The organism is Tsukamurella soli (assembly GCF_039541155.1).
In the GTDB taxonomy this organism is placed as follows: Bacteria; Actinomycetota; Actinomycetes; order Mycobacteriales; family Mycobacteriaceae; genus Tsukamurella; species Tsukamurella soli.
Genome location: NZ_BAABFR010000060.1, coordinates 24,814 through 31,682, shown reverse-complemented (window position 1 = coordinate 31,682; position 6,869 = coordinate 24,814). Strand labels below are relative to the sequence as shown.

At 70.6% G+C, this 6,869-nt stretch carries 6 protein-coding genes; 2 read left to right on the top strand and 4 right to left on the bottom strand.

The features are described 5' to 3' along the window. The coding region (locus ABD908_RS17345; protein ID WP_344998204.1) for an LppP/LprE family lipoprotein at positions 1-471 on the top strand (471 nt) is incomplete at its 5' end. Between the two features lie 4 nt (positions 472-475). On the opposite strand, the gene ABD908_RS17340 is transcribed toward ABD908_RS17345, so the two are convergent. The 4 genes from ABD908_RS17340 to ABD908_RS17325 form a co-directional block, all read right to left on the bottom strand. Further along, positions 476-1,357, bottom strand: a complete 882-nt coding sequence (locus ABD908_RS17340) for an alpha/beta fold hydrolase (protein WP_344998202.1) — start codon at positions 1,355-1,357, stop codon at positions 476-478. Between the two features lie 58 nt (positions 1,358-1,415). Further along, entirely contained in the window at positions 1,416-2,972 is a 1,557-nt protein-coding gene (gene metG, locus ABD908_RS17335) for a methionine--tRNA ligase (RefSeq protein ID WP_344998200.1), read from the bottom strand. Between the two features lie 182 nt (positions 2,973-3,154). After that, complete coding sequence (locus ABD908_RS17330) at positions 3,155-4,330, bottom strand: DUF7373 family lipoprotein (protein WP_344998198.1); 1,176 nt, start codon at positions 4,328-4,330, stop codon at positions 3,155-3,157. Between the two features lie 64 nt (positions 4,331-4,394). Next, positions 4,395-5,855, bottom strand: a complete 1,461-nt coding sequence (locus ABD908_RS17325; protein ID WP_344998196.1) for a TIGR03767 family metallophosphoesterase — start codon at positions 5,853-5,855, stop codon at positions 4,395-4,397. A gap of 119 nt (positions 5,856-5,974) precedes the next feature. Here ABD908_RS17325 and ABD908_RS17320 point away from each other — a divergent pair, with 119 nt between their 5' ends. Beyond that, entirely contained in the window at positions 5,975-6,811 is an 837-nt protein-coding gene (locus tag ABD908_RS17320) for a TatD family hydrolase (RefSeq protein ID WP_344998194.1), read from the top strand. Positions 6,812-6,869: the final 58 nt, after the last annotated feature.

The window sequence follows — 6,869 nt, the reverse complement described above, 5'->3', positions numbered from 1 at the left end:
CCCGCGGGCCCGGCACCGTCGACACCCACCGTGAACCCCGGGGGACCGATGATCCCGCTCGGCCCGGGCCCTGTCTGCCTGCAGGTCCCGGCCGAGCGCGTCGCCGCGGCCGTTGCGACGTTGCCGCGCGCGTTTCCGGACGCACCCTGGCGGGTCACCGCGCAGGGGTCGACGGTCGGCTGCGCGCTCGACTGGGTACAGGTGTCCCCACAGGGTGCGACGGGCAGCTCACCCACGCGGATCCTGTTCTTCGACCACGACAGGTACGTCGGGCCGGCCACGCCCAAGGCCACCGCGTTCACGTCGGTCGTCGGGGTGGGGCGCGGCGAGGTCACCGTTCGCTACCGGTGGATCGTCGGGAACGAGCCGGACGCCGACCCGCACGGCCTGGCCTACGTCCGGTTCGCGCTGACCCCGCAGCACGGGGTCCGCGCGCTCGACCCGATCCCGGCGCAGGTGCACGCCTCGTAGCCGGTCAGGACCGGATCAACCCGCGGTCGCGCAGCCAGACGACGATCGCGTCGAGCACCTCCGCGCGGTTCGTCTCGTTGAGGATCTCGTGCCGCGCATCGGGATACGTGACCACGGTGATGTCGGTCAGCCCCGCCGTACGGTACCGCTGTTCGAGCGCGTGCAGGAGCGCCAACTCGCCGTTGACGGGATCCTTCTCGCCCACCACGAGATACAGCCGCAGATCGGACCGGATCCGATCGGTGAGCGCGGCGGCCGCCACGGCGTCCTCGAACATCGCCCGGTTCCCGGCGATGTCGAGGCCGAACCCGCAGCGGGGGTCGGCGACGTACGCGTCGACCACCGACTCGTCCCGGGACAGCCAGTCGAAGTCGGTGCGGGCGGGCTGGAACGGCGCGTTGAACATCTCCAGCCCGACGGGGCTGTCCAGGTCCAGCGCCGGTGCGAGCAGGTCGATCGCCGCGGTGCCGGAGAGTATCACGCCGTCCGGGCCGGCACCCCCGCCGGCGGCCGGTGTGACCAGATACTGCTGGGTCGCGAACGACCCCATACTGTGCGACAGCAGCGTCAGCGGGAGCCCGGGGTGCGCGGCGCGCGCCAGCGCCGACAGCACGCCGATGTCGGCGACGAGCTCAGTCCACCCCTCGGCCCCGATCCGCCCGTACCGCTCCGGCGATCCCGCCGTCGCGCCGTGGCCCCGATGATCCTGCGCGTACACGACCAGGCCCTGCGTGCCGAGCCGTTCGGCGGTCTCGGTGTAGCGCAGCGCGTGCTCGCCGAGGCCGTGCGTCAGCTGGACGATGCCGGTCGGCGGCCCCGCGGGATCCCACCGGTAGGCCGTGATCACAGCGCCGTCGCGGCCGGTGAACGTGAAGGTGTCGGGCATGCCGGGGATCTCCATTCGATGAGTGCGGCGGGTACGTCCACGACGTCCGCCGGATCGGCTATTCCGCCGCGTCGGGTTCGACGTACCGCGGGAACACGCCCTGCGGCTTCGGCAGCGGAGTACCGGGCGCGAGCGGGGTGTCGAGGTCCGCGAACGACCGGCCCGACTCCGACGGCAGGTCGAGCAGCGTCAGCAGTTCCTCCGCCGACGTGGGCATCACGGGCTGGATCAGGATCGCGACGCGGCGCACGACCTCGGCGGTGACGTACAGCACCGTCCCCATCCGCTCCGGGTCGCTCGCCTTGAGCTTCCACGGCTCCTGCGCCGAGAAGTAGCGGTTGGTGTCGGCGAGCACCTCCCAGATCGCCTCCAGATAGAGGTGCAGCGCCTGGTCGTCGATGTGCCGCCGCACCGTCTCCGTCAGTCCGGCGGCCTTGGCGAGCAATGCCTCGTCGTCAGAGGTGAACGCGCCCGGGTGCGGGACCGTGCCGTGGCAGTTCTTGTTGATCATCGACAGCGAGCGCTGCGCGAGGTTGCCCAGCTCGTTGGCGAGGTCGGCGTTCATCCGACCGACGATCGCCTCGTGGCTGTAGCTCCCGTCCTGCCCGAAGCTCACCTCGCGGAGCAGGAAGAACCGCATCGCATCCAGGCCGTACGCGTCGATCAGCGCGTACGGGTCGACCACGTTGCCGACCGACTTGCTCATCTTCTCGCCCTTGTTGAACAGGAAGCCGTGCGCGAAGACCCGCTCGGGCAGCTCGATCCCGGCGCTCATCAGGAAGGCCGGCCAGTACACCGCGTGGAACCGGATGATGTCCTTGCCGATCATCTGCAGGTTCGGCGGCCAGTACTTCTGGAACTGCTCGGATTCCGTGTCCGGGTACCCGGCGCCGGTGAGGTAGTTGGTCAGGGCGTCGACCCACACGTACATCACGTGCTCGTCGTCGCCGGGCACGGGGACGCCCCAGTCGAAGGTGTCGCGCGAGATGGACAGGTCGCGCAGGCCCGACTTGATGAAGCTGACGATCTCGTTGCGCCGGGTGGCGGGCTCGAGGTAGCCGGGGCGCTCCTCGAACAGCTGCAACAGGCGGTCCTGGTACGCGGACAGCTTGAAGAAGTAGGACGCCTCCTCGGTCCAGTCGACCGGGGTGCCGGTGGTGGTGGCCACGCGCGTGCCGTCCTCGAGCACGGTGGTCTCGTCCTGCGCGTAGTACGCCTCGTCACGCACCGAGTACCAGCCGGAGTAGGTGCCCCGGTAGATGTCGCCGGCGTCGGCCATCCTCTGCCAGATCGCCTTGGACGCCTCGTAGTGATCGGGGTCCGTGGTGCGGATGAACCTGTCGAAGGTGGCGCCCACGGCGCGCTGCATGGCCTCGAACGCAGCGGCGTTTCGGTCGGCGAGGGCCTTGGTCCCGATGCCCTCCTTGGCCGCCGTCTGCTGCATCTTCAGGCCGTGCTCGTCGGTGCCGGTGAGGTAGAACACGTCGAAGCCGTCGAGCCGCTTGAACCGCGCGATGGTGTCTGTCGCGATGTACTCGTAGGCGTGCCCGATGTGCGGCGCGCCGTTGGGGTATGCGATCGCCGTGGTGATGTAGAAGGTCTTTTCTGCAGCCATGATGGGCCTCAGCTTATCGGGGCGTGCACCTACCCGGAGCAATGCAGCGTGGTTCCGACCCGCCTCGGGAGATCTTCCCTCCCAGCCGATCGCGGGCGCCCCGGAATCGACGTGCCTCGCCCCGGAGTCGACGTGTATTCGGCGCAGGCGCCCCTATGGAGCGGGGCGCGTGCGGCGCATCGTCAGCTTCCCGCCTTGGTGAGTATGGCGAACTCGGCCGACGCCTTCTGTTGGGCGACGTCGAGGCTGTCACCCGTCAGGTCGGCCACATAGCGACCCACCGTGACCCCGCAGCGCACCGAGGAGCCGACGGCGTCGCGCACGCACTTCATCGCCGGCACGTCGGGCGCCGACGCGGCGTGTATGTCACCGGGGGCCGAGTACATAGCGGTCAGCAGGGTGGTCGCGGCGGCGGCGTCACGAGTGCGGTAGACGACACCGTCGGCCTGTCCGACCAGGTCGACGCCGGCCTGCTCGTACTTGCCCGCGGTGGCCAGGGTCGGGATGCGGTGCAGCAGCCCCGCGAGCCCGTAGTAGCCGGTCATCAGCTCGGGCACCCCGCCGTCGGTGGGGTTCGACAGTGGCAGGGTCCGCGCCAGGATCCCGTCGGAGTCCGACGGGAGCTTGGGAACGTCGGCGACGGGCGTCGGGGTGAACGTCTTCAGCTTGGGCACCTCGAGCGAGAAGGCCTTGGACACGAACCCGGTGGCCTCGGCGTCGGTCGGCCCGGTGCCGCTCACGTTGATCACGATCGGGCCCTGCGCCAGGTAGCTGTCCACGGTGCCGGGCTTGAACACCGAGGCCACCACGCCCGGTGTGCCGGGGACCGTCACCTGCTGGCGTGCGGCGGTCGCCGCGCGGATGGCCGACACCGCACTGGTCGCTGCGGCGTCGGTCTTGAAGCGGTACAGGCCGATCCGCACCGCCACTGTCGGGTCGGTCAGCTTGTCGCCGCGGGTGGTGGTCATGCCGACCTGCATGTCGTTGGCCTCGAACACGGTGGCCGTGCCGTCCGGGACGCGGTTCGACAGCTCGATACCGGACAGGACGGGGAACGACCGCAGCGCCGCGCCACCGATCACCATGCGGGGGTCTACCTCGTTGCCTTGGATGAGCGCCTCGCCCATCCGGTTGCCCTCTTCGACCCACGCGCCGTCGGAGCTGTTGGGCGGGATGACCCGCGGCGTGGTCGGGTAGGTGCCGACGTTCAGGTCCGACGGGACGGCGGCCGGCGGCGGCGCAGCGACGTTGGACGACGTCCCGCTCGTCGCGGTGCCGGAGGTGGCGCTCGAGCATCCCGCCAGGGCGGCGGTGGTCACGGTCGCGACGGACAGGGCGCACACGAATGCTTTCTTCACGAAGGTCATTGTGCGTCACCCGCTTGGCTCCAGGTTGGGTTCCGGTTGTACTCCTGTACTCCGGCTACGCGAACGGGTCGGGCAGCAGCAGGGTCACGTCCACCTCACCCGGCGGGGGTGGCGCCGCGTCGGTCTGCCAGTCCAGGGCCGCGACGTGCCGTGAAAGGCCCGCGAGCGCGGTCACGTCGGCCGTCCCGCCGCCCCAGGGTGCCTCGCCCGCGTGATCGACGGCGCGCAGGTCCACAGCGAGCAGGCCGCCCGGGCGGCGCGTGACCTCGACGGTGCGCGCCTGCTGCGGCGCGTCGATCAGCGACGCGGTGGTGGCCTCCCACAGCGGGTGCGGCCCGGCGTGAGCGCGGACCGCGTGCCGGTGCGTGTGTCCGCTGAGCCACAGCACCGCCGACGGGTGCGACGTGAGTTCGGCGAGGAGCTCGGCCTCGAGGACCCGCCGGTCGGACCCGTCGCTGAGCGCGTTGGTGAGGCAGTGCGCGGGGTGGTGCGAGGCGATCACGCAGTACCGACGCTCGGCGTCGGCCGACGTGAGTTCGCCCCGCAGCCAGTCGAACTGGGCGTCGTCCACCGATCCCTGCCAGTATCCGTGGTGGTTCACGGTGTCCAGCACCAGCAGCGTCACGCGCTGCAGGTCGTGGCGGTAGTAGGCCAGCCCGGTCTCGCGGTTCCATCCCGTGAAGCCGTGCCCGTCGCCGTGTGCGGCGATGAATTCGGCACGCGACACGATCCGCCGGTCCGCGTCCGGGGTCACCTGAGCGAACCGCAAGCGCCGCAACGCATCGAGCGAGAGCCCGCCCGGGCTGCCGGCCGCCACCGCGAACGCCACCCGGGCGCCGTCGTCCCAGTCCTCGGGAAAGGCGACGGGTTTCGCTGCGCCCGTGGTGAATCCGGCCAGTTCGTCGGGAAGCGCGAGGGTGCCCTGCACAAGTCGGTCGTGGTTGCCGTGCGAGGTGAACCAGGGCACCGTCAGGCCCGGCGAGTCGAACGGGCGGCGGCAGGCGGTCAGCAGGCCGGGCACCGTCGGGAGGCCGAAGCGGGTGGTCGGGCGGCAGCCGCCCGTCTCGGGTTGCCAGTACGCCGGATCCCCGCTGCCTGCAACACCTTCGAAGCGCTCCGGGTCGCCGGAATCGGGGGTCACCCGGCCGCCGTCGAGTACTCCGAGGTACCAGCGGATCTCGTTGAGTTGCGCGTTGTCCACATTGTCGCCGGTGCTGATCGCGGCCTCGACCGGAGCGCCCGTGGCCGGTCCGCCGGAGAGGCCGTTGACCGCTGTGACCATCGCGGCCGCGACCTGTGTGGTCAGGATCTCCTGCGGCCGATACGAACCCACGTGGCCCACCCGCTCGTGGGCGGGGTGATCGGGGTCGCCGAAGCGGTCCAGCAGTTCGAGCCGCCCCGGCGATTGCGTGTCGCACACGTGCAGGTCCGACAGGTGCACGGCACACAGCAGCGTCTCTCCGGCAGGGCGGACGGTGACGGGCGATCCCGGCGCGAGTTCACGACGAACGACCATCGCACCAGCGTGCCCGAGCTCGGTTGCGGTCGGGAGTGAGCGCCGTGAACGGGTCTGGAACGCGAGGTGGCGCGTGACCGGGCGAGTGGGCCGCGGGCGCGCCTGGGAGACTGGCCCGCATGGGAAAGAGGAAGCCGCCGCCGCCCCTGCCGGAGCCCTTGGCGGGGCTCGTCGACGCGCACACGCACATCGACTCGTGCGGTGCCCGCACCCCGCAGGCGGTCCGCGAGCTCGTCGACCGGGCCGCCTCGGTGGGGGTGGATCGGGTGGTGACGGTGGCATGCGACCTCCGCGAGGCGCGGTTCGTGGTCGACGCGGCGCGCTGGGACGAGCGCGTGTACGCCGCGGTCGCGCTGCATCCGACCTCGGCGCACGAGCTCGCGGACGACGGTGTCGCGGTTGAGCTGGAGACCCTCGCCGCCGATCCGCGCTGCGTCGCGATCGGGGAGACCGGCCTGGACTGGTACTGGCTGGGCAAACGCGACGACGTGGCGACGCCCGAACAGCAGCACACGTCGTTCGAGTGGCATGTCGACCTCGCGAAGCGGCTCGGCAAGCCGCTGATGATCCACAACCGTGACGCAGACGAGGACATCCTGGCCGACCTGGACCGGTTCGGCGCGCCCGAGACGGTGATCTTCCACTGCTTCTCCGGCGACGCCGACATGGCGCGCCGATGCGTCGAGCGCGGCTACGTCCTCAGCTTCTCCGGCACCGTCACCTTCAGTAATGCGGTAGGGCTCCAGGAGGCGGCCCGACTGGTGCCGGACGGGCAGCTGCTGGTCGAGACCGATGCGCCGTTCCTGACCCCCCACCCGTACCGGGGTACGCCCAACGAGTCCTACGCCGTCCCGTACACCGCGCGCTTCCTCGCCGAGCTCCGCGGCGTGACCGCCGAGCATATCGCTTCGGCTACGACAGATAACGCTCGGAGGGTGTTCGGAATACCCATCTGACCTGCTATTTATCTCCTGGACTGGCCTTTGTGGCCGGTTCCCGTTACCGTATTGTGAC